Origin of the sequence: Chitinivorax sp. B (genome assembly GCF_005503445.1) — a bacterium.
Classification (GTDB): Bacteria; Pseudomonadota; Gammaproteobacteria; order Burkholderiales; family SCOH01; genus Chitinivorax.
This window is the reverse complement of the sequence record NZ_SCOH01000009.1, coordinates 25,668-52,076: the sequence shown is the minus strand read 5'-3', so window position 1 is coordinate 52,076 and position 26,409 is coordinate 25,668. Positions and strand designations below refer to the sequence as shown.

At 51.4% G+C, this 26,409-nt stretch carries 22 protein-coding genes; 11 read left to right on the top strand and 11 right to left on the bottom strand.

Annotated features, from left to right (window positions below; all coding sequences use genetic code 11):
* Nucleotides 1–7: 7 nt before the first annotated feature.
* Complete coding sequence (locus tag FFS57_RS07660) at nucleotides 8–2,251, bottom strand: arginine/lysine/ornithine decarboxylase (protein WP_137937188.1); 2,244 nt, start codon at nucleotides 2,249–2,251, stop codon at nucleotides 8–10.
* 296 nt (nucleotides 2,252–2,547) lie between these two features.
* Here FFS57_RS07660 and FFS57_RS07655 point away from each other — a divergent pair, with 296 nt between their 5' ends.
* Nucleotides 2,548–2,970: a DUF1178 family protein gene (locus tag FFS57_RS07655; RefSeq protein WP_249383935.1), complete on the top strand. Its 423-nt coding sequence runs from the start codon at nucleotides 2,548–2,550 to the stop codon at nucleotides 2,968–2,970.
* A gap of 85 nt (nucleotides 2,971–3,055) precedes the next feature.
* Here the strand turns inward: FFS57_RS07655 and FFS57_RS07650 are convergent, their stop codons facing one another.
* The 5 genes from FFS57_RS07650 to kynA all read right to left on the bottom strand — a co-directional run bounded on the left by FFS57_RS07650 (nucleotide 3,056) and on the right by kynA (nucleotide 7,123).
* A complete protein-coding gene (locus tag FFS57_RS07650) occupies nucleotides 3,056–3,706 on the bottom strand; it encodes a CAP domain-containing protein (RefSeq protein ID WP_137937187.1) in 651 nt (216 codons plus the stop codon).
* Between the two features lie 468 nt (nucleotides 3,707–4,174).
* A complete protein-coding gene (locus tag FFS57_RS07640; RefSeq protein ID WP_171013725.1) occupies nucleotides 4,175–4,603 on the bottom strand; it encodes a hypothetical protein in 429 nt (142 codons plus the stop codon).
* A 138-nt stretch (nucleotides 4,604–4,741) separates the two neighbouring features.
* Nucleotides 4,742–5,011 (bottom strand): hypothetical protein, encoded by a 270-nt coding sequence (locus FFS57_RS07635; RefSeq protein ID WP_137937184.1) that lies wholly within the window; start codon nucleotides 5,009–5,011, stop codon nucleotides 4,742–4,744.
* Nucleotides 5,012–5,072: 61 nt separating this feature from the next.
* Nucleotides 5,073–6,284 (bottom strand): aminotransferase class V-fold PLP-dependent enzyme, encoded by a 1,212-nt coding sequence (locus tag FFS57_RS07630; RefSeq protein ID WP_137937183.1) that lies wholly within the window; start codon nucleotides 6,282–6,284, stop codon nucleotides 5,073–5,075.
* Nucleotides 6,281–7,123 (bottom strand): tryptophan 2,3-dioxygenase, encoded by an 843-nt coding sequence (kynA, locus tag FFS57_RS07625; RefSeq protein WP_137937182.1) that lies wholly within the window; start codon nucleotides 7,121–7,123, stop codon nucleotides 6,281–6,283. Before kynA ends, FFS57_RS07630 begins: the two co-directional genes overlap by 4 nt.
* Before the next feature lie 160 nt (nucleotides 7,124–7,283).
* Here kynA and FFS57_RS07620 point away from each other — a divergent pair, with 160 nt between their 5' ends.
* Together FFS57_RS07620 and FFS57_RS07615 are read left to right on the top strand one after the other, a co-directional pair.
* The gene (locus FFS57_RS07620; RefSeq protein WP_349306720.1) at nucleotides 7,284–7,676 is read left to right on the top strand and encodes a DUF2946 family protein; all 393 of its coding nucleotides are present in this window, start codon (nucleotides 7,284–7,286) and stop codon (nucleotides 7,674–7,676) included.
* Between the two features lie 197 nt (nucleotides 7,677–7,873).
* Entirely contained in the window at nucleotides 7,874–8,347 is a 474-nt protein-coding gene (locus FFS57_RS07615; protein WP_137937180.1) for a copper chaperone PCu(A)C, read from the top strand.
* 110 nt (nucleotides 8,348–8,457) lie between these two features.
* On the opposite strand, the gene metE is transcribed toward FFS57_RS07615, so the two are convergent.
* Entirely contained in the window at nucleotides 8,458–10,791 is a 2,334-nt protein-coding gene (metE, locus tag FFS57_RS07610; protein WP_137937267.1) for a 5-methyltetrahydropteroyltriglutamate--homocysteine S-methyltransferase, read from the bottom strand.
* 94 nt (nucleotides 10,792–10,885) lie between these two features.
* On the opposite strand from metE, the gene FFS57_RS07605 reads away from it, so the two are divergent.
* The gene (locus FFS57_RS07605) at nucleotides 10,886–11,815 is read left to right on the top strand and encodes a LysR family transcriptional regulator (RefSeq protein ID WP_137937179.1); all 930 of its coding nucleotides are present in this window, start codon (nucleotides 10,886–10,888) and stop codon (nucleotides 11,813–11,815) included.
* A 5-nt stretch (nucleotides 11,816–11,820) separates the two neighbouring features.
* Here FFS57_RS07605 and FFS57_RS07600 read toward each other — a convergent pair whose 3' ends face one another.
* From FFS57_RS07600 to FFS57_RS07590, 4 genes are all read right to left on the bottom strand, one after another.
* Nucleotides 11,821–12,567, bottom strand: coding sequence for a metallophosphoesterase family protein (locus tag FFS57_RS07600; protein ID WP_171013723.1), 747 nt, complete (start codon nucleotides 12,565–12,567; stop codon nucleotides 11,821–11,823).
* Nucleotides 12,568–12,662: 95 nt separating this feature from the next.
* Nucleotides 12,663–12,836, bottom strand: coding sequence for a hypothetical protein (locus FFS57_RS25155; RefSeq protein ID WP_171013722.1), 174 nt, complete (start codon nucleotides 12,834–12,836; stop codon nucleotides 12,663–12,665).
* A gap of 33 nt (nucleotides 12,837–12,869) precedes the next feature.
* Nucleotides 12,870–13,064: a DUF3460 family protein gene (locus FFS57_RS07595; RefSeq protein ID WP_137937178.1), complete on the bottom strand. Its 195-nt coding sequence runs from the start codon at nucleotides 13,062–13,064 to the stop codon at nucleotides 12,870–12,872.
* 66 nt (nucleotides 13,065–13,130) lie between these two features.
* Nucleotides 13,131–13,994, bottom strand: a complete 864-nt coding sequence (locus tag FFS57_RS07590) for an SDR family NAD(P)-dependent oxidoreductase (protein ID WP_137937177.1) — start codon at nucleotides 13,992–13,994, stop codon at nucleotides 13,131–13,133.
* A 513-nt stretch (nucleotides 13,995–14,507) separates the two neighbouring features.
* On the opposite strand from FFS57_RS07590, the gene FFS57_RS07585 reads away from it, so the two are divergent.
* The 7 genes from FFS57_RS07585 (at nucleotide 14,508) to FFS57_RS07555 (ending at nucleotide 26,406) form a co-directional block, all read left to right on the top strand.
* A complete protein-coding gene (locus FFS57_RS07585; protein WP_137937176.1) occupies nucleotides 14,508–17,024 on the top strand; it encodes a TonB-dependent receptor plug domain-containing protein in 2,517 nt (838 codons plus the stop codon).
* Nucleotides 17,025–17,593: 569 nt separating this feature from the next.
* On the top strand, nucleotides 17,594–20,275 hold the full coding sequence (locus FFS57_RS07580) for a TonB-dependent receptor domain-containing protein (protein WP_171013720.1): 2,682 nt from the start codon (nucleotides 17,594–17,596) through the stop codon (nucleotides 20,273–20,275).
* Between the two features lie 106 nt (nucleotides 20,276–20,381).
* Nucleotides 20,382–21,080 (top strand): MotA/TolQ/ExbB proton channel family protein, encoded by a 699-nt coding sequence (locus tag FFS57_RS07575; protein ID WP_137937174.1) that lies wholly within the window; start codon nucleotides 20,382–20,384, stop codon nucleotides 21,078–21,080.
* Nucleotides 21,081–21,082: 2 nt separating this feature from the next.
* A complete protein-coding gene (locus tag FFS57_RS07570) occupies nucleotides 21,083–21,502 on the top strand; it encodes an ExbD/TolR family protein (RefSeq protein WP_137937173.1) in 420 nt (139 codons plus the stop codon).
* Nucleotides 21,502–22,266, top strand: a complete 765-nt coding sequence (locus tag FFS57_RS07565) for a TonB family protein (RefSeq protein ID WP_137937172.1) — start codon at nucleotides 21,502–21,504, stop codon at nucleotides 22,264–22,266. Before FFS57_RS07570 ends, FFS57_RS07565 begins: the two co-directional genes overlap by 1 nt.
* A gap of 244 nt (nucleotides 22,267–22,510) precedes the next feature.
* Nucleotides 22,511–24,382 carry an ABC transporter substrate-binding protein gene (locus FFS57_RS07560; protein WP_171013718.1) on the top strand — a complete coding sequence of 624 codons (1,872 nt, stop codon included), beginning with the start codon at nucleotides 22,511–22,513 and terminating at the stop codon, nucleotides 24,380–24,382.
* A gap of 11 nt (nucleotides 24,383–24,393) precedes the next feature.
* On the top strand, nucleotides 24,394–26,406 hold the full coding sequence (locus FFS57_RS07555; RefSeq protein ID WP_137937170.1) for a M3 family metallopeptidase: 2,013 nt from the start codon (nucleotides 24,394–24,396) through the stop codon (nucleotides 26,404–26,406).
* Nucleotides 26,407–26,409 lie beyond the last annotated feature (3 nt).

Below are 26,409 nucleotides of genomic sequence, written 5' to 3'. Positions count from 1 at the left end.
CGTCGAGTTACGATGCCACACAATCGACAAAGTACTCGACCTGACCATTCACCTCTTCCTCAACCAGACCATGGATGTCAGTCTTGAGCCCCGGGAAGCGTTCATTGAACTCGCGTGCAAACTTCAGGTATTGCACGATGGTCTTGTTGAAACGCTCACCTGGGATCAACAGTGGAATCCCCGGTGGGTAAGGCGTCAGCAAGATGGCGGTGATCCGGCCTTCCAGATCATCCAGCGGTACGCGCTCAATCTCACGGTGTGCCATCTTGGCGTAGGCATCGGTGGGCTTCATCGCCGGTACCATACTGGACGTATACATCTCTGTGGTCAGGCGTGCAATGTCATGTGTTTTGTATACATCATGAATCTGCTGACAAAGATCACGCAGGCCAATTCGCTCATAGCGAGGATGGGCTGCAACAAATTCCGGCAGCACACGCCACAACGGCTGGTTCTTGTCGTAATCATCCTTGAATTGCTGCAAGGCGGTGACCAGCGTATTCCAACGGCCTTTGGTGATGCCGATGGTAAACATGATGAAGAATGAGTACAGGCCGGTTTTCTCGACGATCACCCCATGCTCGGCCAAGTACTTGGTCACAATGGCGGCCGGGATGCCAGAGTCGTCGAAGTCACCATCTACATCCAGCCCAGGGGTGATGATGGTGGCCTTGATCGGGTCAAGCAGGTTGAAGCCTTCGGCCAGATTGCCGAAACCGTGCCAACGCTCGTTGGCCTTGAGCAGCCAGTCATCACGCTCGCCCATGCCCTCAGCGGCCAGCTCGTCTGGCCCCCAAACCTTGAACCACCAGCTGTCACCATACTCTTCGTCAACCTTGCGCATGGCACGGCGGAAGTCGAGCGATTCGAAAATTGATTCTTCGACCAACGCGGTACCGCCCGGAGGCTCCATCATGGCGGCGGCGATATCGCATGAGGCGATAATCGCGTATTGCGGGCTGGTTGACGTGTGCATCAGGTACGCTTCGTTGAAACGATAGCGGTCCAGCGTACGGGTCTGCGATTCCTGTACCAAGATTTGCGAAGCCTGACTTAAGCCCGCCAGCATTTTATGGGTTGACTGGGTCGAGAACACCAGTGGATCTTTCGGGCGTGGGCGGTCACGGCCAATCGCATGCATGTTCTTGTAGAAGTCATGGAACGTGGCATGTGGTAACCAAGCTTCATCGAAGTGCAGGGTATCGATGGTGTCACCCAATGTTTCCTTAATCATTTCCACGTTGTACAACACACCATCGTAAGTACTTTGGGTGATGGTCAGAATGCGTGGCTTGGTTTTCACATCCTTGGCGAACGGATTGGCCTCAATCTTTTTGCGGATGTTCTCTGGCTCGAATTCCTCTTTCGGAATCGGGCCGATGATGCCGTAGTGATTACGTGTTGGCATCAGGAATACTGGAATCGCACCACACATGATAATGGAGTGCAGAATCGACTTGTGGCAATTGCGGTCAACCACCACAATGTCACCGGGGGCCACGGTGGCATGCCAAACCATCTTGTTGGACGTCGATGTACCGTTGGTCACAAAGAAGCAGTGATCCGAATTGAAGATGCGAGCGGCATTGCGTTCGGATGCGGCAACGGGGCCGGTGTGATCCAGCAGTTGGCCCAGCTCTTCCACTGCATTGCAGACATCGCTACGCAACATGTTCTCACCGAAGAACTGGTGGAACATCTGACCAACTGGGCTCTTCAAAAAGGCAACGCCACCTGAATGGCCAGGGCAATGCCATGAATACGAACCATCCTGCGCATAGTTCAACAAGGCTCGGAAGAATGGCGGGGCCAATGAATCAAGGTAAGTCTTGGCTTCACGAATGATGTATCGCGCGACGAATTCCGGCGTATCCTCGAACATGTGAATGAAGCCGTGCAGCTCTTTGAGAATGTCATTCGGGATATGGCGGCTGGTACGGGTTTCGCCATAAATGAACAATGGGATGTCCGGATTGCGCCAGCGGATTTCCTCAACAAAGGACCGCAGCTGTTGAACAGCGGCTTCTGCAGCTTCTTCCGACTGAAATTCCTCATCGTCAATCGACAGTATGAACCCGGACGCGCGGCTCTGCTGCTGTGCAAAACTCGACAAATCGCCGTAGCTGGTCACACCGAGCACTTCCATGCCTTCGTGTTCAATGGCAGCAGCAAGGGCGCGAATGCCCAGACCACTGGTGTTTTCGGAGCGAAAATCTTCGTCAATGATGACGATCGGGAAACGGAATTTCATTGGACTTACCTCGTTCTGCGAGTCCGGTTCAGCCGACGCGAAAGGCGGGCTGAAAAGGCTCTTTGGCCTGTTGGAAAGGCGCGGATTGTCGCATAGATTGGCAGCTGTCAGTAAAAATGTTTTGTGTTTGTCTATCTTAATGATTATTAATGGATTTATTGTAATTTTTCTAGAGATTTCTGTCGCCGGATGGTGACACATGCCGTTTGTCATGTCGGGCCAGCGCTGGTTTCCTTATTTGCTTGTATTCGGATAAGATTTATCCCGTTCCCAACCCGATATGTTCAGCAGGCAAAATGATGGTGGTTTACGAGATCAGTTGCGATGAGGGTCATCAATTCGAGGGATGGTTTGCCTCAAGTGGTGACTTTGATGACCAGTTGGTACGCGGCTTGGTCGAATGTCCAATGTGTAATTCCCGCCATGTCAGAAAAGTACCCTCAGCGGCATTTGTCAATGTTTCCAGCCAACAGGAATCGTCCCAGTCGTCCGCCGCCATCGATGTCAGAGCGCTGTTGCAATTGGTCAGGGAACAAGTATTGGCGAATAGCGAAAATGTAGGAAACCGCTTTCCCGATGAAGCCCGTAAGATTCACTATGGTGATGCCCCGATACGTGTGATTCGTGGCTCTGCCACGTTAGATGAGGCTAAGTCATTGGTTGATGAGGGAATCGAGTTTTTGCCGATTCCCGATGTATCTGATGACAATCTTCACTGATTGCCAGAAATGTAAAACGGGCGAAAGTTGATCTGTCGCCCGCTTGTTGTCGATCCCGCCAGATCAGATGGGATACTTGACCATATCAATATGGGTTCTGACCGCCGATGTTACCAGCCGGTAGGTAATTGCAGACCCAGACTTCCTGTGATCCACATTGTGCCCGGCCACAACCGACCTGGGTGGTGGTTTTCCAGACAATTTGCGTGTAATGGCCACAAGCCTTTCCGTTGGCGCAGCTTTTGGCTGCAAAGCTATAGTCGGGTTTCTCGCTTGCCCAGGATTTCACGACATTTTCAGGTTTGGTCATGTAATCCTGATAAGGCACACTGCTCCAGCTCCAGTAGAGGTTTTCACCAGTAAGCTCGTTGTTCAGATAGCGTTCCTTACCATCACGATGGCGCATGGCACATGAATTGCTGGCTTTCAGATTGTTGGCCCAGGTTTGCGCAAATTGAGCCAGCGGTTCGGACCAGGCAAGTTTTGGCAGATTGGCTTTTTCCGCATCACGCACCGCATTGTGACTATTCAACAACATGGTAGAGACTGCCGAGGGGAGTGCACCGTCGGGCACTGTATTACCACTAGGCGTGGTCGGTGTGGTGGTTCCTGGTGTTGTTGGTGAAGTCGTGCCTGTTGCTGGTGCGCTGTCATCCCCACCCCCACCGCCGCCGCAGGCCGTCAAGGCAAATAGGGAGGCGATCATCACAGCTGTGCGGACGAGATGTTGTGTCATGGGTAGAACCTATTGAACTGATATGAATAGGTTATGATATTAGGGAATACTGATTTTCTGCAATGACTTTGTCATGCCTGTTGGAGGGCAATGTGTCAGTCTGTTTGTCGTGTGGCGTATGTTGTGCCGCATTCCGTGTCAGTTTTCATGTTTCGGAGCTGGAAAGTGAAGGTGGCTGCGTACCTGACAGGCTTGCGGTACCTGAAATCGGTTCGACGGCCCGTCTGAGAGGGACCGATTATGTTCGGCCTCGCTGCATTGCACGGATTGGGGTGATTGGCCAGTCCGTATCATGTGGTATCTATCTTGAACGGCCTTCGCCTTGTCATGAATTTGCGCCATTGGCTGAGATTGGCCAATATGCGGAAGCATGTAATCGAGCGCGTGCCGGTCATGGTCTGCCGCCCTTGCCTGTCGTGTAGGTAATGGTGACTGGTTTATTGGGATGTCACAGCCAGAGGCGACTGACTATTCAGCAGGTGTGCCTTTAGCAGGCTTGGCGACAAATGGAATACGATCTTTTTTCGGATCGCTGAACGTACCGATCAAGGTACCTGTTGGCTTGGTACGCTTAGGTTGCTCGGCCATTGCGCAATTGTTCAGATCCGCTAAGTAAGCAACAGAGCCGTCCTTCACTTCATATAGCCCTTCATCCACCTGATAGAGCTTGATTTCCTCGAATTCCGATTCGTCCAGCAGTGGGTACTTGCGTTGGCAATCCGGCATTCGCGAAACCAGCAACCACCGCTCCCAGTCCTTACTCCAGATGTATTTTTTCACCCGCAACAAGGTAAACGAACTATTGTTGTCGATTTGATACGAACCGGATTGTTGCTTGCAACCTGCCAAGATCGAACCAAGCAGAAGCAGTGACAAAACTATACGGGCATGCTTCATGTGAGCCATTCGAGGAATATCAATCGTCCAAATGATGCCGACCGGGTGTCGATCGGCCACCTGCTTAGTATAGACGGGAACGGTATCCTTGTTGGTCCGGTATTTGGCCTGACGCAACTGAACAGCTTGGTAATTGCTTTAATGGATGGATGCGACCTGTAGAAACCTGACTACACCACGATGTTTGACCAGATAGCCACCATCGTCCAGGCTTTCTGCATTGACGAAATCTTCCACGGTGAAGTCGACTGACTGACCGTTGACCGTACATTCCATCACGATATCATCGCGCCGGCAGTCTTCGTCCGGAACCAGGATGTAATCAGGCCGCACCAGTTCATCGTTGAACTGAATCAGGTCGGCCCGGTTGAGGTTGACCAGAATATCGGAGCGCAGCGGCGTTTTCATGGCGAGTTTGAATACAAATAAAGGGATGACATCTCTTCATATGTGATCACCTCGCCAATTATCAAGTCCCTTCTTTCAAAACCGTTGCAATGATGTCACTGGCCCGGCTGAGTTCCTCACTGGTATTGAGCAGATCAGGACATAGCCGAAGGCGGTCCAGCCTGGCATCAGTGTTGATGCCTTTTTTCATTAACTTCAATGACAAATCAATAGCCTGCGGGTGACGAATGGTCAAGTAAGCCCCATGGTTTTCATCGCCACCCTCGCAATACACACCCAGGATCCGAAGCCTTGCTTTCAGCTCGCGCTGTTGTTGTAAAGAGTAGGTACGCAGGCGATCCACGCCAATGCCCAACGCCAGTTGCTGACCAGCCCGGCTCTGATACCAGGTCAGCACAGGTGGAGTGGACTCCAGCCAACTATCGCCACCAGGACCAAATGCTGGTGTATCCGGGCGAGCGTAGGAAAATGGTTGATGTTTGGCAAACCAGCCTGTATCCAGCGTGGTGCTGTGCTGTGCCAGCACCTTGGGTGCAAGATACAGCCAACAGGCACCGGGCCCGCCGCGCAAGTACTTGTAACTGCCACCAATCAGATAGTCACAATCCAGCTCGGTGACGTCTACCGGAATGACGCCGACTGCATGGTAGGCATCGATCAGTACCTGCGCCCCATTGGCATGAGCATGGTTAATGATGGATGTCAGCTCGGATATGACTTGCCCCGTCATGAACATGACCTGCGAAATGACTACCAACTTGGTGTCGGTATCAATTTCAGCTTTGATGTCGTCAGCTTGAAACAAGCCATCCTGATCTGGCTCAACCATGTTCAGGCGGATATGCCCCTGTTCGCGGTATTGCTTGAGGATAAAATCGATGGAGTCGAATTCGCCTCGTGTGCTGACCACTTTGACTGAGCCACTCAGGCTGTTCAATACCGCCCGCAAGCCCTGGCCAGCACTGGTTTTGGGCACGATGCAATCGGGACGGGGGGCCCCGATCAGCATGGCAACACGTTGACGAAACGCTGTTTGTTCATCCAGCCAGGGTTCCCAGGCGCTATCCAGCCGATGCTGCCACAGGCTGATGGCTTCCGCCACGTCGTGCATGGTTTGATCAAGCGGGCGCCCCAAAGAGTGGTTGGCCAGATAGATCTCATCACGCGACAGCACTTGCGAGAACAGTGGCGCAAGGTGTTGATGGATTGACGCTTCGGTCAAGGGGCCATCCCCCATGGCATTGATGGCGTGGGTCAGGTAATCCGCAATCATTTGCCCAGCTCCGTACGGACATCCAGTAGTTCCGGAAAGAAGGTCAGCTCCAATGCGCGCTTCAGGAAACTGACACCGCTGGAGCCACCGGTACCCATCTTGAAGCCGATGACACGTTCAACCGTCTTCATATGGCGGAATCGCCACAGATGGAAATACTCTTCCACATCGACCAGTTTTTCCGCCATCTCGTAGGCTTCCCAATGTTCACGCGGGTTGTCATAGATGGTTTTGAACACCGGGATCAGCGCTGGATTGCGTTCATAAGGTTGTGACCAGTCGCGTTCGATACAGGTGGTTGGCACAGGTAAGCCCTGACGCTGTAGATGGCGCAGGAACTCGTCATATAGGCTAGGTGCATGCAAAATGGCCTTCAGCGATTCATATTTGTCCGGCTCGTGACGGAACACTTCCAGCATTCGCTCGTTCTTGTTGCCCAGTAAAAACTCTATGGATCGATATTGATGGGACTGGAAACCTGATGAATTACCCAGTACATCGCGGAACTCCATGTACTCCGATGGGGTGAGGGTTTCCAGCACGGCCCACTGTTCGAACAGGATGCGCTGAATCTGTTTAACCCGTGCCAAGCTCTTGAAACACGGGCCGAGCGTGTCTTGTTGAACGAATTGCAATGCCGCTCGCAGCTCATGCAACATCAGTTTCATCCACAGTTCCGACGTCTGGTGCTGGATGATGAACAGCATTTCATCATGGTGAGGTGGGTTCGACAGTGGCTTTTGGTAGGCTAACAGGTCATCCAGGCACAAATAGCCGCCGTAACTCATCCGGTTGGAAAGATCGGTCACAATGCCGTCTTCGAGTTCTCGTTTGTTCATGTAGTTACATCCTTAGGTGGAATGAGGTGATTGTCGGCTTGTGCAGCTTTTCAGGCAAGCTGCGATGTATCGGGATTTCACTGATCGATTGTAGGCGCGGCGCGGGCTGCATATAATCGGCCGTTGAAATCATCGCCACCTTTTTACACTCCCCGGCCCTATGCATCTTGTTCGTCGAAACTTGAGTCGCTGGCTTGCCTTATGTGCGGTCCTGCTGCATGTTTTGATGCCGTTTCTGCACGGCACGATGCCAATGGGCGAAGGCGGTGGCTATGCCTTCTGCGGCAAGATCACGCCAGAGATCGCGTCCTTGCTGGCGAACGCGCCAGGCGGCAAGCCTGCTGAACCAGCCAAGGCGATCAATCAGAGTTGCCCGCTGTGTCAGCATCTTGAGCACCATCTGACCTTGCCTGAGCCTGACACGTGGCTGGACAGTGTCGACCGTGGCATCACCCTGCAATGGGTACCTGGCAACAACGGCGCGGTTCGCCGTGTTCACAATGACCCTGCTGCACCACCGCCTGGGCGCGCCCCACCTGTTTCATTTGCCTGACTTTTCATCGTAATTGGTGTTGTGTTGGCGATCGGCCCGCAGCCGATATGCCGTGTTTACATGCCAGCGGCGCTCATCAGCACGATGGGTCATTGTCGTCGGTAATGACGGGCACTGTTGGCGGTTCGAATTGAACATCCTCGATATGATGGCTCAGTGCCAGCATATCGGGTCGACCTCATGAAAGGGTTTGTCTGATGAAAGCACGTTTTCTGATCCCGTTGTCTGCCATGTTATTGACCAATGTCGTATTGGCCCATGAATTCAAACATGGCGGCCTGGACATCGATCACCCATGGGCACGTGCTTCCGTACCGGGTACACAGACTGGCGCCATCTACCTGAAGATCACGAATCCCAGCAAAGCCGCAGATGCCTTGTTGTCTGCCAGCAATCCGGACTTGGCTGACAAGGTAGAGATCCACAATCATGTCAACGACAATGGCGTGATGCGCATGCGGCAGGTATCGCAAGTGGATGTGCCGGCCGGCGGGCAAGCACTGCTGAAGCCCCATAGCTATCACATCATGTTGATGGGTTTGAAGAAGCCACTGGTACAGGGTGAGAAATTGCCGCTGACTTTACGTTTCAAACAGGCGGGCGAGGTGAGGGTGGAAGTGAAGGTTGAGCCGATCGACGTTGACCCGGACACCTTGCACAAAGGTCACTGAGTGGCTCAGATTGTTATCTGACTGTGTGCTATCTGTCCTGAAGTGAAAAGGGCAGCCTGATGGCTGCCCTGATCTAATTTGCTAACAGAGGGTCAGTGTGATGACCCGGCTCAAGCGGTTACAGATAGCTCTTCGCGCAACATGGTGGTTGCCGATACCATATTGCTCAGGGCTGCCTCCACCTCTGGCCAGCCACGGGTTTTTAAACCGCAATCCGGGTTCACCCACAGCCTTTCAGCCGGGATGACAGCTGCGGCCTTGCGCAGCAGGCGGGTCATTTCTTCGACCTTGGGAATGCGTGGCGAGTGGATGTCATATACGCCAGGTCCAATTTCGTTCGGATAGGCAAATTCGCCAAAGCCATCCAACAGTTCCATGTCTGAGCGTGAGGTCTCAATGGTGATCACGTCGGCATCCAGTGCGGCAATGGCCGGCAGTATGTCGTTGAATTCCGAATAGCACATATGCGTGTGGATCTGCGTGTTATCGCGTACACCACTGGCAGACAGGCGGAACGCTCGAGCTGCCCAATCCAGGTAAGCCGGCCAGTCCGTACGTTTCAGTGGCAACCCCTCTCGGAATGCGGGTTCATCAATCTGGATGACAGCGATCCCTGCGGTTTCCAGGTCCACTACCTCATCGCGGATTGCCAACGCGATCTGGGTGGCAGTTTGGCTGCGTGGCTGATCGTCGCGCACAAAAGACCACTGCAGAATGGTGACCGGGCCGGTCAACATGCCTTTCATCGGTCGAGTGGTCAGACTTTGTGCGTAACGTGTCCATTCCACAGTCATGGGCTGCGGGCGTGATACGTCGCCAAAGATGATCGGCGGCTTCACGCAACGACTACCATAGCTTTGCACCCAGCCCAGTTGGGTAAAGGCAAAGCCGGCCAGTTGTTCGCCGAAGTATTCGACCATGTCATTGCGCTCTGCTTCGCCATGTACCAATACATCCAATCCGAGGGCTTCCTGGCGTGCTACTGCATGGCGGATTTCTGCCTGCATGGCGTCATGGTAGGCTGTGTCGTTCAAATCTCCCCGCTTGAAAGCTGCGCGGGCGCGACGGATACCGTCAGTCTGCGGGAACGAGCCAATGGTCGTCGTCGGCAGCAAGGGTAGTTTCAGGCGATCACGTTGTAGTGGGTGGCGTGCCTCGTAAGTGGATTGGCGGCGGTCATCATGGCTAGTGATGGCTTCCATGCGGGCGGCCACTGCTGGGTTATGAATGCGCGGGCTGGTGTCACGGGCATCCAGTGCTGCGCGGCTGGCTTGCAGCTCTTGATGTACTGCGGTGCGGCCCAGGTCGAGTGCGCGTTTCAACACGGACAGCTCATTCAGTTTCTGCTTGGCAAAGGCCAACCAGCTCTTTAGCTCCGTGTCCAGTTTGGCTTCCTGTGCCAAGTCTACCGGCACATGTAGTAGGGAGCAGCTGGGGGCCAGCCATAGCCTGTCACCCAGTTGGCGACGTAACGGTGCCAAGATTTCCAGGCAGCGATCCAGATCGGTACGCCAGATGTTACGACCGTCAATGACACCAATGGACAGAATCTTGTCGACCGGCCAGCTCTCGGTAAATGCAGCAAGTTGTGTTGGCGCGCGGACCAGATCCAGATGCAGGCCGGCTACGGGCAACCGACGCAGACGATCGGCATGGTTGGCGACCGAACCGAAATAGGTACTGAGTAACAGCTTCGGGCCCACGGCAGCCAAGGTGTTGTAGACGGCATCATAGGCATCTAGCCATGCTGGCGGCAGGTCCAGCACCAGCGCTGGTTCGTCAATTTGCACTAAGTCGACGCCTTGTGCGGCCAGCGTTTCCAGTAGATTGACGTAGGCGGGCAACAAGCGATCCAGCAGCTGTAATTTGTCGAAGGCATCTGCCTGCAGCACATGGTCGCAGCAGTCGGCGTGCTGGTGATTGGCGTGATCACCATGACCTTTGGCTTTGCCCAGCCACAGAAAGGTCAATGGGCCGATCAGCACGGGCTTGGCGCGATGGCCACCGGATTGTGCTTGTGTCAATTCATCCAGTAGCCAACTGGCATCCAATTCGAAAGTAGTGTTGGCGTGGAACTCCGGTACCAGATAGTGATAGTTGGTATCGAACCATTTGGTCATTTCCAGCGCGAACTGGTCGGTATTGCCCCGCGCAAGCTGGAAGTACTGGTCCAAGTTAACAGTCGAGCCAAAGCCGAAGCGCTTGGGTGCGCAGCCAAACAACGCGATGTGGTTGAGCACTTGGTCGTAAAAGGCGAAATCACCTACGGTGACATAGTCCAGCCCAGCTTCACGTTGCCATTGCCAATGTTGGTTGCGAAGCGTGATGGCGGTTTGCTGAAGTGAATCGGTGCTGCTTTCGCCGCGCCAATAGGTTTCGACGGCATGTTTCAGTTCACGTTGTGCGCCAATGCGCGGGAAACCCAGCGTATGAATCATTGTCATCATGTGCCCCTTTTTGTATGAGTGGTTTGCATGATGATGGTGGAGTGGATATGATTCAATCTCATTATTTTTATGATTTGCATCGAATTCATTCATGACTCAATCCATCATCGAAATCCGCCATCTGCGTACCTTTCAAGCCATTGCCGAAACGGGCTCGGTATCGCGGGCGGGGGCGCGGCTGCATTTGACACAATCGGCGGTGTCGCACCAGATCAAAGCGCTGGAATCCCATTACAACCTGGAGCTTTTTGACAGAAAGACCCAGCCATTGAAATTGACGCTTGCAGGTGAGCGTTTATTACAGTTGGCCACATTGGTGTTGCCGATGGTGGCGGCCGCGGATCGTGATCTGGCCCGATTGTTGGAAGGGCAGGCGGGGCAGTTGCGAATTGCGGTGGAATGCCACACCTGTTTTGACTGGCTGATGCCTGCGATGGACCGATTCCGTGCCGCCTGGCCGGAAGTGGAGCTGGACATTGTGTCGGGCTTTCATGCCGACCCGGTCGGGCTGTTGCTGGAAGACCGGGCAGATCTGGCTGTAGTATCCGACCGGGATGACAGTGAACAGTCGGTGCAGTATCACCCGTTATTCAAGTATGAGATTGTCGGGCTGGTGGCCAATGACCATCTATTGGCAGCGCAGCCAGTGTTGCAGCCACAGGATTTTGCCGATGAAACTCTGATCACTTACCCTGTGCCGGACGACATGCTGGATGTGATCCGGCAGATACTGAAACCTGCTGGCATTACGCCCAAGCGCCGTACCAGTGAGCTGACGGTTGCCATTCTGCAACTGGTGGCCAGCCGGCGTGGTATGGCTGCATTACCCGCATGGGCAGTGCAAGGCTATGTGGAACGGGGGTATATCGCGGCGCGGCCGATTTCCGATCATGGTTTATGGGGGTGTTTGTACGGCGTGATTCGCAGCCAGGATACCAATCGTGCCTATCTGGCTGACTTTCTGGCCACAATGCAGGCCGTGTGTTTTCAGACCCTGCCAGGAATTGAACCGCTGTCGTGAGTTGATCAGGATGGAAAGGTCGCCCGCCCGGTTCGTAATGAGTACGCCCAGTCGGGTCGGCCATTATGTTCTGCCTGACGTGCTGCAGCGTCCCAGTCGTAAGGTATGGCGCATTGGCTGATCAGCCAGTGTTCATCCTGCCGTTCGCAAATGGCATAGCGAGCATGTGGGCTGTGGTTTTGCACCAGGTGTGGGGCGATGGCATCGTCATCATAAGCTTGTAGCCCTACACTGCCGGGATTGACGAGCAGCATGTCGTTGGTCAATTGCACGATGCGCGGCAGATGGGAGTGGCCACACAAAACCAGGCTGGCTTTCACACCACTGATTCGTTCCATCAGTGTTTCATTGGGCGGTACGACGGTCATGCCATGCTCAACATCTTCCAGCAAATAGTTGAGGTCATCCGTTGGCTGCCCGTGGCATAAATATACATCGGGCGCCAGCCAGCACGTGGCGGGCAGGTTGCGCAGCCAAGTCAGGTGGCGTGTATCCAGGGACTCGAAGGCATATTGATCTGACGGATTGCCCGGTTGGGCAGCACAAGCCAGTAACTGGCGTTCATGGTTACCACGAATGGTGACGACAGCCAACGTCATCAATAATTCTGCCGTTTCGCGCGGCCATAAGGGGCCAGACAGGATATCGCCCAGGTTGATCCATTGCGTGATGCCGCGCCGTTTCACGTCAGCCAGGACAGCAGTCAGGGCGGGCAGGTTGCCATGAATATCGGACAAAACAGCAAAGCGCATGATGGCTTCCTTCATCACAACTATTGAACTGGCCTGACTTTGTCTTAATCTGTCTTATTTTAAAACAAGGCCTTGTATTCTTTTACGTTAAAACTTCACTTGGCCGGATCAATGAATCGGAATCCTGATACTGTATTGTGCCACACCACTTTGCCATGTTTCTGTACTACTTGCAGGGTACGCTTGGTTTCAAGCACTTTGCTGGATTTGGTCGGCACGCTTTGGCGATGGTGTTGTTTAAAGAAAACGGCGCATTGTGCGCCGTTCATCTTAGTCCCCTATACAATCAACCCGATAGCTGATCAATCCGGTTGATAGACATAAGGTTTTTGTTTGACGCGGGATTCGTCGAAACGACGATACAGTTCGCGGTCCAGCTCCCGATCCCACCACGTGGCGCGGTTTTCCAGTTGCGACTTTTTGACTTCCGGATTTTGCTCCAGATAGCCCCTCATGAATTGAGTAAATTCGGAAACATACTCGCGATCAATTGCCATGACGTTACCTTGCGAGGTGATGAATGCAGATCTTTGAATTATACCGCACCTAGGCCCTAGCTGCATTCATCGACATGTCGGTGGTTTCTCACCACCTGATGCCCTTAACAATAGGGCATCCAGCCATCGTGTAGGTAGCAGGCGTCTGGCTATTGCAAACAGCTTGGTGGGTGTGGTCACCCGGTAGCGTGCCTTGGGGGGCTTACTTTCCAGTGCATGCAAAAGCGGTGACAGAATGGCTTCTGCAGGTAAAGTAAAACCTGAAGTTGCTCCTGTCTTCTTCAATCTCGCCTCCATTTCGTCATAAACCATTCGATGAAAGCTGGTGTCACGCTGAATATTTCGTTGAAAGGCCTGGAAGGCGTTGTCACGAAATCTACTCAGAATGGGACCGGGCTCAATCAATGATACGTGAATGTTGCTACCGGTCAGTTCCAGTCTGAGCGTATCCACCAAGCCTTCCATGGCAAATTTGCTGGCATTGTATGCACCGCGATAGGGCATGGCCGCAAAACCAAGCACCGAGCTATTCCAAACAATACGCCCGTGTCCTTGTTGACGCATGATGGGTAATAGGTGATTGGTCAGTTCCAACGGTCCAAACAGATTGACTTCAAACTGTTCGCGGATGGCCATCCGGGGTAGATCTTCAACCGCACCGGGTTGACCAAATCCAGCATTGTTGAATAGTGCATCCAGCTTGCCATCAGTCATGTCCAATACCTGACCACATACCTTTTTAATGTTTTCGGAATCGACAAGATCCAACAACATTGGAATCAATCCAGCCTGCTCAAGCATGGCGACCTGATCTGGTTGGCGAACGGTGGCAAACACTCGCCACCCTCGTGCATGCAGTCCTTTGGCCGTGGCAAGGCCAATGCCGGAAGAACAGCCGGTGATCAAGATGGATCGGGGAGAAGAAGTCATGGCTGCGTGAACACTGAATGTGGATCTGTGACTTTATCTCAATCAGGCATGGCTGCGCGATAGGCGAATGGTTATCGTTTCAGCATGGAAAACACCGTTTTTAAGCCCGCTGATTATATAAAATGTTGGGAATGTTGTATAAGTGCAACATTTTTTACTGTTTTTTTATATAGATTCAGCTTAATTTTTGAACATTTTCAGTAATGAAAAATCTCAATACTGCATTATTTCGTATTTTGATAATTAGTTTATTATTAAATGTTAATATTTTATAAGCTAATGAAATTAAATGTGATTGGACTCGCTTTTTGTCGGTTTTCTAAGGGAAATCCAGTGGTTGTTGGGCAGTAAGCAAATATCGAACTTGACATGAGCAAGTCGCTGCATCCCTCAATTGACTTATCAGGAGACTCGCGTTCTTCAGTTGTTTCTTGCTAACGTATGCCGGGTCGGCTAAGGCCGACTTCTAAGAAAATCGCGAATTAATGAGTTTGTGAGAGGGAGACAGCTAGCATGAAAATGACACGCCTAGCGTATGCGGTAGCGAGTATTGGACTTGCAACTTCTGTATGGGCTGCTGATGAGCAGCCAAAGAAAACCGAACGCATTGAAGTGACTGGGTCAAGTATCAAGCGGGTTTCAAAGGAAGGGCCTGCACCAGTCGAAACTGTGACCAAGAAACAGATCGAAAAGACAGGGGCTACCACGGTCAACGAATTGCTGAAGTCGTTGTCGACCATTGATATTTTTGATCAAGGTGAATTGGCAAGTAATAGTCCAGCTGGTTCAGGTAAAGCAAGTGTCCGTATGCGCGGTATGTCTGAGAATCAAGTGCTGGTACTGTTGAATGGCAAGCGATTGCCTAGAAGTGCTATTGCGGATAGTTCTGGTGCTGGGGATGCGGTTGACATCAATATGATCCCGGTATCTGCAATTGAACGTGTAGAAATCCTCAAAGATGGCGGTTCTGCCATCTATGGTGCGGATGCGGTAGCGGGCGTCGTGAACTTCATCACGAAAAAGAACTATCAAGGTGGGGATGTTGGTGTTCGCTTTGGCACATCAAGCCGTCACGATGGCACCGAAAAGGGTGCAACAATTTCAGGCGGTTTTGGTGATTTTGACGAACAGCGTTTCAATGTATTTGCCGCATTGGATGTGTTTAAGCGTGATCCGATTCTGCGGAAAGATCGTGAAATTTCAAAATCGGTAGATTTCCGCCGTTTTGGTGGACCGGACCGCAGAAGTGTCTCTTCTCCTTATGGCAATAAACTGGGTCCTGATTTTCAGCCAACGGGGGAAACCATCAAACCATGCCCTCCGGAAATGTACAATGATGCATGTAAGTATGACTTCAATGCTGAATTGCTGACAGCATATAACGGTGCGGATCGTACCTCCTTTATGTCCATTGGGTCATTAAAGATTACCGAGGCAATCAAAGGTAGCGCGCAAATCGTCTTGGCTCAAAATAAGGATCACTTTGAGGCACACCCTGCGCCTGATACGTTTGTTCTACCGGATGGTACCCTTTATGCTGGTCGTTTCTTGCAAGGAGGGCCACGCATCAGCGATCGAAAGAGTACAACTTCGCAATTTGTGTTGGGGCTGGATGGTGCTGTAGGTAGCATTGACTGGTCAGTCTCTGCGTCAAAAGGGCGGAACAAGGTTGTAAACCAGGATAGCAATTATCTTGATCGCAAGCGTTTCAAAGCTGAAACAGCGGCAGGGAGAATCGATGGTACATCACAAACCAATGACCCTGCACTCGTTGAGAGCCTCAAAGTTTCGCCGAGACGAGAAGGTACATTTGATTTGACAACGCTGGATGCGAAGTTCTCTGGGGAGGCATTTCAGTTGCCAGGTGGAGCACTTGGTTATGCAGCAGGGGTCTCCCGTTGGACTGAAAAGCTGAGCGATCGGCCAGATGAATTAACAACCAGTGGTAGTGTACTGGGGGGTATTCAACAGGCGTCTGCTGATGCGAAACGTTCAGCCTATGCCGTGTTTGGTGAATTGGCATTGCCTATCAGCAAAATGGTTGAATTGCAGACCGCCTTGCGCTACGACCATTATCCGACAGCCTCCAAAACATCACCTAAAGTGGCTGTCAGTATCCGTCCTACCAAGGATCTATTGTTCCGCTCTTCTTACACATCCAGTTTCAAGATGCCTGGTTTGAAGCAGCTATATGGTGCCCCTGAGCAAGGTGCTACGGATTTCTATGGTCCTGAGCAATGTGGAGCACTGGGTTTACCAGCTACTTGCGAAGTCCAAGGGTTCAATGTTGGTGGCGCAAACCCGAATCTGAAACCAGAGAAGGGTAAGACCTTCAATATTGGTGTGGTGTTGGATGCGGGGCCGTTCTCCGGGTCTGTGGATTGGTGGGCAATTCAGCAACGTGATGCCATCACTTCGCCATCTGAGACCGAAGCAATGCTTGAAGGGCAAATTGGCACGGATGCACAAACGGGACGGCCGGTTGTATTTACACCATTGCGGAACATCGGGCAAATGGAGAGCCGTGGACTGGATGCTGACTTGTCGCTGCGGTTCAAAACGGCCTTGGGTACCGTTTCCTTTAGAGATGCCGTCACCTATTACCGCTATATCAAGCAACGTCGAGGCAATGGTGATTTTGAGTACTTAACAGGTGTATATGGCACAACACCTACCGCACGCTGGAGAAATACCTTTACCGTCGGATTTGACGCCAGTACTTGGTCGGTTACGACGGCGTTCCGTACCGTTAGCGGGTTAAACGATACAAGTAAGCTACCGACTGTTGCGAATGGCATAAGCCCAACTACCCGTCAGATTGCAAGCCATACTGAAATCGACTTGGTTGGTAGTTATACAGGGATCAAAGGGCTGAAACTCGACTTGGGCGTGAAGAATATTGCGGACAGAATGCCGCCATTCTCTATCACAAACGCAAGCAGCAATGCAAACACCCAAATGGGTTTTGCTGAATTGTACTCGTCAAGAGGTCGTTTCTTCTATGGTGCTGTGAATTACAAGTTCAAATAACTGGATCTGAATGTTGGCGCCGTTTTACCGGCTGTAAAGTTGGAGCAGGTGGCATGTTATGCCACCTGCTTTTTTGCGTATCTCAGCCACCGCTCTAATTTGCTCCCTGCTGAATTCGATCGATGTTTGGTCAGCAACGGATCGGTCATATGGAGAATATGCTGATATTGCAGCACGGAAAAACTCGTAAGAAAGCAATTTTATGCCTAATTTTGATAGGAATTGCTTATAAAAATGCCATGAAGGCCGTCGGTACTCGCGATATGACATTTGTGCATTATTTTGGTGCGTTCGGACATAAGGTGACTCCGTTAATTGGTACTTGTTTAAGTTAATGATAGAAAATGATTTTCTGTATTTTTCTCTAAATTCGAATTAAATAATGTTTGGTTGTTCCTCTCTTGGCATGTGTGTTGCTTAAGTAAATTTGCATGCATTTTTGTGTGCAATGCAACATAAGTTACGTTTTTCAGCATGCATTTTTTTTGTTACCTTACGCGCGACGTACAGGAAAACCCGTACGTAGTATCACTACAAAAATGATCTCAAAAGAGAGGGGACGGCTTGATATGAAGAAGAAGCGCTTGGCGTGTGCGATAGCAGCGATTGGATATGTAGGGGGGATAGTCAGCCCCGTTGTATTCGCTGAAGAAGCAGAAACACCAAAAAAAGCAGAGAGAATCGAAGTTACGGGATCTAGCATCAAGCGTATTGCTAAAGAGGGGGCAATACCTGTTCAGGTGATGAAGCGAAGTGAGATTGAGAAGACAGGGGCGACCTCTGTCACTGAGCTCATTCAAAAGTTACCAGCTATTCAAGGATTTACCGCGGTTTCGGAGTCGGCCGGTGGCGGTGGCAACGGCTTTGCAGGCGCTTCAATTCATAATGTTGGTGAGACCCGCACATTGGTATTGTTGAATGGCCGGCGTGTCGCAACGTTCGCAGGCCAGGAAATGACCGGTGCATTGGCCGGTATTGATTTGAACACAATCCCACTGGCGGCCGTTGAGCGTGTCGAGGTGCTGACAGATGGTGCATCTGCGCTTTATGGCTCAGATGCCGTGGCTGGTGTGATCAATTTCATATTACGAAACAATCAGACATCGGGAGATATTTCCATTTCAGCTGCCCGTCCATCAGGAGATGGCGGTGGTGAAACACGTTTTTCCGTGACCAAGGGGTTTGGTGACCTTGAAACGCAGGGCTTCAATATCATGGCAGCATTTAGCCATGACCAGACAAGGCAACTGAAAGCGACCGATCGGGATTATGCTAAGACCGGTATCCTGAAGTTTGACCATGAAGGTCAACCTCACGAGTTTTTCAATGGCTCAACACGTAGTGTTCCAGCTAACGTTTTGATCAATGGAGTACTTCAAAATCCTTATCTGGCTGCAAACGGGACATGTCCTTCAGCTCATCAGCAGGTGGGTACAGCCTGCTACTTCGACTACACCAGTACGATTGAAATTTTCCCAGAAGCAAAGCGTGACAATTTTCTGGTCACGTTAACCAAGGCATTGGGTGACAAACATACATTGTTCGCTGATGCGATGTATTCAAAATATGTCATTACCTCTCGAATTGCCCCTGCTCCAGTTGACATTCCTGTTCCTACTACATCGCCATTTTATGGTGTTGCGCAATCACTGGGCGCAACGGGCGATGTCAGTGCTCGGTGGCGTGCTTCAGATGCCGGACATCGAACCACTGAAGATGAGAACATCGCTAAACATCTGAATTTAGGGCTAAGAGGTACCATTGTCGGTTGGGACTATACTTCTTCTCTTACGCATTCAACCAATGAATGGACTCAAACCCATCTTTCCGGTTGGTTAAAACGGAATGAACTGGATGCAGCATTAAGCGCTGGTGCCATCAACCCTTTTGTAGAGCCGGGTAGTCAGACTCCTACAGGCGCTGCGGCAATTGCAAATTCGCTATCCAAAGGTGTATTCAAGGAAAGGGAAAGCTCCTTGACTTTCTTTGATCTACATGGGTCAAGAGAGATAGTGGAGGCCCGAGGTGGCCCTGTTCAACTTGGTGTTGGGGTGAATGCGTGGCGTGAGGGTACAAAATATACTCCTAGTGAACTGGCGCAAGGAGTAACAAATGGTATTGCTGGTGATGATTCTCAGGATCTTGGTTGGGATAAAAACCGAAACGCCTGGGGAACATTTGCGGAAATTGCGGCACCAGTGATCAAAAATTTGGAGTTGACGGGGTCAGTAAGGCATGACCGATATCAGAAAATCGGTGGCTCGACAAACTACAAAGTGTCGGCTCGGTTTCAACCTGTCAATAGTCTCCTTTTCCGTGGATCAGTCGGAAGTGGTTTCAAGGCGCCATCGGTTGCACAAATGTTGGACGTAAGGCAACTATTTGGGGTGACTGGTGGAACATATAATTGCCCATTCACTGCATCTGATCCTTTGGCGCAATACTGTCAACCGCCTGGGTCGCAATATAATGTCTATGTTGCTGGTAATCCGGACCTCAAGCCAGAGAAAACACAGCAATGGACAATTGGCTTCCGCTTCGAACCTAATTCAAACGTTTCTCTGGGTTTGGATGTTTGGAATGTCAGATTAAAAGATACAATTGGGCAAATTCAAGAAGATGTTGTAATGGGGAATGGGGATAAGTATCGTGACCTGTATGTCCTATATACTGATCCATTGTCAAAAGCGACAAATCTAGCAATACTACTAAAAAACAATAACTTAGGTGATAAAAAGATACGTGGTGTCGATTTTGACTCAAAAGTCTCATTCAATACGGGGATTGGTCGTTTTGGTAGTCAGCTGATTGCCACCTACATGCTCAAGAATAGGTATGAACGCACGCCTGGAGATGGATTTTTCACCAACCTTGGTCGGTATAACGATTCGGCGGTCACTTTCAATTTCTCAGGCAAATTGATTAATACTTGGGATGTTGGTAAATTTGCCAATACGCTGACAATTAATTACAAATCAGGGTATTGGGATCAGCCACAGGACGTTGATAATTTGGCAACCGGGCAGACTTACAAGTTGACCCGCTATGTCAGTGGTTATCGTACTTATGATTGGCAAACCAGATATACCGGTATCAAGTCGCTGGAGTTGACACTTGGTATAAAGAATCTGTCCAATGCTCGCCCCCCGTTTACCATTAAGACGCAGGGCGGTCATCAGTTGGGATTTGACAATCGATATACCGATCCGTTAGGTAGAACTTTTTATGGTTCGGCATCATATAAGTTCTAATGCATGAGGGTTTGTGATACTCTAAAATTCTAAAAATTCATGCTCGCCACCCACCAGCGGGTGGCAGCAGTTTTTGCAGCAACCCATAAACTTAGGAGTAGATAACATGCTGGATTTCATTATCGAGGTAAGTGTACTTTCTGGTGGTCTGGTGCCGGTTCTGGCATTGGTACTGTTGATCAGTTTGGCTGTAATTATTGAACGTTGGTGGTATATCGCCAAAGTCGTCAAGATTGGTGATGCAATTGAGCATGACATCCTGTTGGTGAAGTATCAAAGTGTTGAGCAACTGCAGCAGGTTGCAAAGCACTATGAAGGTTCCCCGCAAGCCAATGTAGTAAAGGCTGCTGTTGCTTCCCGTGGCGAAAGTGCAGAAGACATGGAACGCCATATCGAAGAAGCGTTGCTGTGGGAATTGCCGAAACTTGATAAGAATTTGTGGGTATTGGACACTGGCGTGACCCTCGGGCCGTTGCTGGGTTTGTTTGGTACGGTAATTGGTATGATTCAAGCGTTTGGTGCGATCGGTAACCATGGTGTATCGAACCCGAACGCTATCACGGGTGGTATTGGCCACGCCCTGATTGCTACTGCAGGCGGTCTGCTGATCGCGATCTTTGCAGTCGGCTTCCTCAACTACTTCAATAAACGCATCCGCTTGACCGTTAACCAGCTTGAACTGGTCAAGACCATGTTGATCAACCGTTTGCACGGCGGTGGTGTCGATCACGCGGTTCTGCAAGGTAAAAAAGCGGCTGCATCGAATGTTGCCAGCGGTACTAACGTTGCAGCACAAGGTGCCTGATCATGCGTGCGGGACGTTACCTGGAGCATAAGGAGGCGCGGATCGAAGTGATCCCGCTGATCGATATCATGATGTTCCTGCTCATCTTCTTCATGGTGGTAACCTTGAAGATGATGGAAGGCGCGGGCATTACACTTCAGTTGCCTTCGTCCAAGACGGCAACCACCATGCAGCCGCCGGTCAAAGTGGCAGTCGGTGTGAAGGAGGATGGTTCCATTCTTGTGGACAATCAGGCTCACACACATGAATCGCTCACCGCATTGTTGAAACAGAAAAAAGCTTCTGCCCCTAAAGTGGAAGTGATTATTGCGGGAGACAAGACGACTTCTCTGCAGACTTTGATGTCGGTGATGGATGATGTACGGGCCGCTGGCATCACCGCAGTCGGTATCGCGACCAAGAAGGAAGCAGGAGGAGCCTGATGACCGCCATGACTGTTGCGGGAAAACCTGGCATGCCTCTTTGGGCCGATCCTGATATTTCAAGCGGTAAAGGCATGACCTTTGGCAAAGCCGTAGCGATTGCTGCCGTGATTGAAATTGCGTTCATCTCTGCGGTGTTCATGTTCCCTCCTACCGGCAAGCATATTGCTGAAAAAGAGCAGATCATGGAAGTGGTCGATGTGGTGGAGGAAGAGCCGCCGCCACCGCCTGAGCCAGAGAAGATCGTTGAGGAAAAGCCTAAAGAGGTCGAAAAGATTCTCGAAAAGGTTCAGGAGGCCCCCAAGCCACAATCACAGCCTGAGCAAGCGCCTATTCCGATGGAAGCACCCAAGCCTGTTGAAAATGCCGCCGCTGCCCCTGGTGGTATGAGTGTTCCAACAGCAGTGGGCGAATCCAAGCCGGCAGTGGGTAACCCGACGCCTGATGCGAAGCCTACCCCTGTCAATACGGGGCCGGTAAAGGGTCTGGCACCCAAATCGAAAGTGGGGATTGATTACCCACGTAAGGCACGTGAAAACGATGTCCAAGGTTTGGTGGTTGCCTGGGCTCACATTGACGAAAACGGCGACGTCACTGAAGTAGAAATCAAGAAATCGCCCCCTGGCGGTTCTGTACTGGCCAACGAAGTGAAGCGTAAGCTTGCTCAATGGAAATTCCATGCAGACGGTCAGAAGCATACTGGTGTCTACGAAGTGAACTTCACTTTAAGTGGTGAAGAAGAAGAAATCGTCGATGTCAATTAACTAGGCAGAGTTGCTGAATATTATGGTCTGGTGATACCTGCCAGTTTGACCGATTGGCTTTTCCGATCTGTCAACTGGCTGGTTGCCGATGAGTTGGCAATTTGCCAAGTTGTCGGTGAACGTTTCATTACCGGCCAGATCGGCAATTCCAAAAAAGGGTGTGCCCAACGGTTTAAGCTGGCTACACCACCTATGGGCGGTGGTTCCACCGCCTTTTTCATTGCCTGTAACCTACATTTTGGCCATGAACACTTCCACACGTTCCGCACGAATCCATGGGAGTGGCAATCGGACAACTTGGCAGCGTTTTTCTCGTGCGCTGTTCAACTCGTTTACCGTAGCTGCTCTAAGCGTGGCAACCTGCAATACTGCAGTGTCTGCCGATATGAATAAAACCCTCTATTTCGGCCTGGAAGTACCTGAAACCGGATTTGATCCAGCCGAATATTCAGATCAATACTCCAATATCATCATCGCTCAGATGATGGAACCGATGCTGACATTTGACTATCTGTCGCGTCCGGCGCGTGTTGTTCCCCAAACGGCGGAGGCTATGCCTGTTGTAACGGATGGCGGAAAGACATATACCATCCGCATCAGGAAAGGCATCTACTTTGCAGATGATCCGGCCTTTGGCGGTAAGAAGCGTGAGCTGACCGCACAGGATTATCTGTATAGCTTGCAGCGCTTGACAGATCCAACTACCAAGCGCCCCAATGCCTGGCTGTTGCGTGGCAAGATTGTTGGGTTGGATGAAAAGCTGGCAGCATCCAAGAAGTCTGGCCGGTTTGACCCGTCCACGCCTGTTGAAGGGTTGAAGACGCTGGATCGTTATACGCTGCAAATCAAGCTGATCAAACCTGATTACAACCTCAACTACATTCTTGCCATGACGACAACTGCGGCTTTGGCCCAGGAGGTGGTCGACAAGTATGGAAAAGTGGATATCGGTGCACATCCAGTTGGCACCGGCCCTTATCAATTGGAGAAATGGGAACGTGGACACCGCACGGTTTTGGTCGCCAACCCTAACTATCGTGGCATGGTTTACGAGCCACCGGTAGATGCAACGGGTGTCGATCAAACGGTAATGGCTGAATTGCGGGGCAGGAAACTGCCGCAGATCGGTCGAATTGACTTACGTGTGATGGAGAATGGACAGGCCCAATGGTTAGGGTTTCTAAGAGGGGATACTGACATTCACTACCGTGTTGGTCCTGAATATGCATTGCAATCCGCACCGGGTGGAAAGCTGAAGCCTCAATATCTCAAAAGGGGCATCAAGGCATTCCGTGTACTGGAACCCGAGCTGACCTACAACATGTTCAATATGGAAGATGAGGTTGTTGGGGGTTACACGCCAGATAAAGTCGCATTGCGCCGTGCGTTTGCCATGACCTACAACACGCTAAAAGAAGCAATGGTGGCTCGGTCCGGGCAGGCTATGGAAGCAAGTGGCCCGTGGGGGCCGGGTATTGTTGGTTACGACCCCAATTTCAGGAACCCACTTCATGCTTATAACCCGGCCCGCGCCAATGCCATTTTGGACACCTATGGGTACAAAGATGTCGATGGCGATGGGTATCGTGAGCGGCCAGATGGCAAACCGCTTGAAATCACTTATCTGGGCACCACGGCGGGAGGCAAACGTGACCTTGAAGAGCTGATGGAACAGGCGTTCAAGGCAATCAAGATACGCTTGCGTACCGAGAAAACATCCTTTCCCGATCAAATTCAACGTAAGCAGAATGGCAAGTATCAGCTGACTGGCGCGGCCTGGGGCGCCGATTTCCCGGATGTCGAAAACTTTCTGCAATTGCTCTACGGTCCTAATTGCCGGGAGGGTAACGACGCCTGCTTCAAGCTGAAAGAATACGACGACTTGTACCGTGAAATCAGTCAGATGCCAGATTCGCCCGAGCGTCAGGAAAAAGTGATGCGCATGGTTAGACTTGTGTCCGCCTACGCGCCTTGGAATTTCAATGTTCACCGTGTTCGTACGCACATGGAACATAGCTGGGCGACTGGCTTTCTGACGCACCCGGTGGATCACGTGAAATTCATGTATTACGACATCGACCCCGCCAAGCGCGAGGCGTATAAGAAACAGCAATAAGGATTGAGGACATGAAAAAGACTGCGATTGCATTAGCCACTTTGTTTGCTTTGGGCAGCGCCAATGCAGGTTTACCTGGCGCGATTCCACAGCCAAAGGCGGACGAAATCGGAAAGTTGTGCGATAAAGCACTGGCAGAGACCAAATCTCTGGTTGGAAAAATCGAATCCTTGCCAATTGCCAAGGTAAGCAAGGCAAATACGCTACTCGTTGCAAATCAGGTCGACATCGTATTGCAGAATACTGGCGGCCCGATTGGCCTGTTGGCTGAAACCAGCCCTGACGAGGCTGTCCGCAAGGAAGCGGAAGCCTGCGATCTGAAGATATCCGGCTACCTGAACGAAATGATGCAAAGCACGGCCTTGTATGAACGGATCAAGGTGCTGAAAGTAGCTGATCCGATCGATAAATTGGCTCGTCAAGATATGTTGGACGAATTTGAAGCACGTGGGGTCAGCCTGACTAAAGAAAAACGGGAACGTGTTGCTGCCATCAACAACCAGATGGACAAATTGGCGCAAGATTTTCAGCGAAACGTGCGGGATAACAAGACCAAACTAGCATTCACTGATGCCGAACTTGCCGGCGTTCCCAAGGAGTCGCTGGAAGGACGTGCCAAAGATACAGAAGGGCGGTTCCTGTTTGGTCTGGACTACCCCGAATATGATGCAATCATGAGCTATGGCGAGAACGAGCAATCTCGCCGTCGCATGTATGAGGCCTTCAATCAGCGTGGTGGCGAGGCCAATCTGGCGATGCTGAAGGAAGTGATTGCACTGCGTAAAGAGCTGGCGGGCCTGTTTGGATACGACAATTACGCCGATTGGTCGCTCAAACGCAAAATGGCGGGCAACGCGGCTGCGGTGAATCGTTTCTTGGATGACGTGAAAGCGCGGGTGGAAGCGCTGGAAAAAAGTGAAGTGGCGGCGTTGGCTGCGGAAAAGGCCAAATTTACTGGCGACCCGAATGCCAAAATGAACCGCTGGGACGTGCTTTTCTACGAGACCCGGTTGAAGAAAGCACGTTTCAGCCTGGATCAGCAGGAGGTTCGCGCACAGTTCCCGACCGAGCCAACCCTCGACTGGACGATGAAAGTCACCAGTACGCTGTATGGCGTGGAATTTCGTCCCAACAAGCAACAACAGGTCTGGCACCCGGATGTTCGCGCTTATGACGTGTTTGACATTAAGAGCAAACAATACCTGTCCAGCTTCTATCTGGATCTGTTCCCGCGTGACGGCAAGTACAAGCACGCAGCCGCATTCCCGACCTTTGGCGTCAGCACCGTCGCCAAGCGAACCCCTGTATCGGTGCTGGTGACCAACTTTAACCGTAATGGCTTTGATCAGGACGAACTGGAAACGTTGTTCCACGAATTCGGCCATGTCATGCACGGCGTCCTCTCTAAGGCGCGTTACGCCATGCATGCCGGCACATCGGTCAAACGCGACTTTGTCGAAGCACCCTCCCAGATGTATGAAGAATGGGCCCGTCGTCCGGAAGCCCACAAACTGTTCAATGAAGTCTGCCCAACTTGCAAGCCGATTGATCAGACATTGATTGCCAAGATGAATGCCGCTCGTACCTTTGGCCAGGGCGTCAAATATGCTCGCCAACGGTTCTATGCCGCGTGGGACATGGCGTTGCACACAGCCAACCCCGGTGACCCGATGCAATTGTGGGTGGAGGGTGAGCGTCAGACCCCGCTGGGCCATGTGGATGGCACTATGGCACCGGCTGCTTTCGGCCACGTGGTTGGCGGTTATCAAGCTGGCTACTATGGTTACATGTGGTCCGAAGTTTTGGCGTTGGACATGCTCTCCGGCTATGCCGACAACGTGATGGATACCAAAACCGGTGCGCGTTACCGTTCTATCATTCTTGAAAACGGCGGGCAAATTCCCCCGATGAAGCTGGTTGAACAATTCTTGGGCCGCAAGACCAGCCCGAATGCCTTCTTCCGCGAAATCACCGGCCAGCGTGGTACAGCACAAGCAAGTGCCAAAGCCGGCAACAAGGGGTAATCG